The 2,775-nt window shown below is 62.3% G+C and carries 2 protein-coding genes; one reads left to right on the top strand and one right to left on the bottom strand.

Annotation, left to right across the window (positions count from 1 at the left end):
• Positions 1-264: 264 nt before the first annotated feature.
• Complete coding sequence (locus WAW39_RS10490) at positions 265-2,151, bottom strand: alpha/beta hydrolase family protein (RefSeq protein ID WP_422318498.1); 1,887 nt, start codon at positions 2,149-2,151, stop codon at positions 265-267.
• 302 nt (positions 2,152-2,453) lie between these two features.
• Here WAW39_RS10490 and WAW39_RS10495 point away from each other — a divergent pair.
• Positions 2,454-2,775 (top strand): arsenic metallochaperone ArsD family protein (locus WAW39_RS10495; protein ID WP_422318500.1); only part of this gene is annotated, 322 nt, incomplete at its 3' end.

The following is a 2,775-nucleotide window of genomic DNA, read 5'->3' on the forward strand; positions in this document are numbered from 1 at the left end:
GGTATTGTGTGGTTGTTTGTGGTAGTATGATCAAAAGAAAAGGCTGGAGTCGTGGAAAGCTTCGGGCTGCGTCATTCACCCGCCCCGGCGCCCGGCGGGAGATCCCGCAGGGCACATGCTGTGGTCAGGCTTGCATGAGAGAAGTCTTGGGTCCGATTTTCAAGAGTCAAGCAAGATTCTCATAAAATCTTATCCATGGCACTGCAACTGGTCCTTTGTGGTATGCAGTGCCTTGACGGCAAAGCCGCCCACCCCCGCAGTTTCTCACTCCCATTCAAGCCGCACAAACTCCGCCGCGCCGCCATTCCACAGCGCCGCATCCATCGCGGCAGTGCCCGGCACACGTGCGCAGATCCCCAGTTCATCCACCTGCGCCCAGTCCTTCAGCACCGCGCCTTTGTCAGACACAAAGTCAGACGCAGCCAGCACCACGCTCTGCGCCTCCGTGCCTCCAGTGATCTCGCGTGTGCATAGGTAGCTCACTCGTGGCCCGCGATAGCTCCGCCAGTCATTCTCCCGCACCACAAAGGTCAGCCGGTTCGTCTTCGGCATCTTCATCGAGAGCTTCAGCCGCGCCCCCACCGGTGCACGATACAGCGGGTCCGTCACCTTTCGCGTCCACATTTCCTGATGCGTCAGATTCCCCGCATTCAGCACATACCAGTCACGCAGCCCGTGGGAAAAATCATCCATCACAGCACTCGTCCGCGCCGTCGCCACCGTCCCCGCCGCACGCAGCGCCTCCGGTTCCGCATGCCGCAGCAGACTGCTGATGCACACCTCCCGCACCTCAGCCCCCTTCCCCGGCAGCGCCTTCATGGACACCGCCTGCGGCAGCGTGTGGTACACATTCGCAAACGCAAAGAGCGGCAGATCCACCGCATGCAGCGGCAGCACCGCCGTGTAATCCGCCCCCTTCTTCACCACCTCCGCGCTGCGCCAGAAGCGCGCCCGCAGGTCCGCATCCACGCTGTAGAAAATCTCCACGCGTGAAACAGGCAGCGCCTTCACATCCGGCGTCATCTTCACCCCCGGCATCACACTCACATCCGGCGTCACACGCAGCAGCGGCACCCCATCCGCCGTCTTCAGCACCAACTCGCTCCCCGGCGTCTCCGGCAGCGCCACACCGCGTTTGAGAAAATGGTCAAACCACAGCGGCATCGCCACCGCCACCTCAGGGATCAGCCGATGGTTCAAATGCGGCGCCCAGCTATACCGCGTCGGCTGCCCCACGATCAGCGCATTCGTCCGATACACATCATCCATCCACCCGTGGAAATCATTCGTCCCGCTCCGGTGCAGCACCGGGCACTGAATGCGCGGCGCATAGCTTTCAAAGCTCAGCGTGCGTCGAAACACCTCCACATCACCCTTGATCCTCTCCTGCTGCTCCGTGCCGCCGGAAAACGCATGCGCCTCCCAGCGATACCCCTGCCCGCCCACCGCAGGCACCGCCGCCTTCACGCGGTCATCGCTGCCCGCCACATACATCGTCAGGTTTCCTCCCATCGAAAAGCCGTGCACCCCCAGCCGCTGCGCATCCACCTCCGGCTGCTCCTCCAGAAACGTCAGCCCGCGCCTGCAGCCGTATGTCAGAAGATACCAGTTGTTGTTTTTCGGATGCTCACGGTCCTCGTAGAACTGCTTCGGCCCCGGCAGCATCGAGGTGTAGCCCGGCACATTCAGCTGCGTGGGATCCACCGCGCCCCAGTCCGTGTTCGGGTCACCCGGCTGCGCGCCCTCCATGCTGTTAAACGGCGGCTTCCCATCCCCGTCACCGCCCCAGTTCACGGACAGCGCCGCATACCCGCGCCCCACCAGCAGCTTCACCTCGCTCAGAGACGCCCGCTGTCCCCCGCCATGGATGTGCATCACCCCCGGCACCTTCCCCTTCGCGCCTTCAGGAAATCCATAGATCGCCGCCATCCGCGCCGGCTTCCCTTTAAAGCTGCCGATGAAGTAGCGCACATGCCTGTACACCCCGCCCTCCTCCTTCCACTCCCGGATCACCTCCGTCTCCAGCGCATCCCTGCGCGGATCAAAATCCGCCCACAGCTCCCCCACCGATCCCGGCACCTCCGCCGCCTGCACCAGCGCAGCACTCATCATCAGCAGAGCAGAAAACAAAACAGAGCAGGCAGGTTTCATGTGGGGGATTGGGAAGGAAAAGGATAGCACGCAGCATGAACGCGCCATGGGCATCGTTTTGCGCAGAGTCCGGCCTGTTTGCGCTGCTTTTTGGGCGTTCGAATCACGCGCCGTCACACTGACTCAGCCCGGCGGCATTCCCGGCTTGAAGCCCACCCCCATGACAATCCACGCACAGTCTCCGACATTTACCTAACGCCACCACCCCATACCGTACCACCTTATCCAGGATACCACCCTGTCCCATAATCCACCACGCACTCAGCGCCGCCCTCAGCGCCGCGCTCACGCCACTTCATCCCATGAAAAGCATCCAAGTCTTTGAGCCGCCCATGCGCTTCACCACCGGCCCCAGCAGCTTCGATGTGGATCCAAACTTCGTGACCTTTGACGACATGCTCCTGCAGTTCCGCATCAGCGGCATCCGCGTCGAGCGCTTCAATCTCGCGCAGCAGCCCATGGCCTTTGCGCAAAATGACACCGTGAAGACTCTCATGATCAAAGAAGGCACCGCCGTCCTCCCTGTGGTCTTCTTGGATGGAGAGCTCCACCTCAAAGGCCGCTACCCCAACCAGCACGAGCGCCACGCCTGGTTTCGCGCCGCCTCCACGCACCGGAGTGCAG

Source organism: Prosthecobacter sp., assembly GCF_049294395.1.
GTDB lineage: Bacteria > Verrucomicrobiota > Verrucomicrobiia > Verrucomicrobiales > Verrucomicrobiaceae > Prosthecobacter.

Excerpts from the sequence above, each read along its gene's own strand:
- WAW39_RS10490 (WP_422318498.1), bottom strand. The coding sequence starts at position 2,151 with ATGAAACCTGCCTGCTCTGTTTTGTTTTCTGCTCTGCTGATGATGAGT.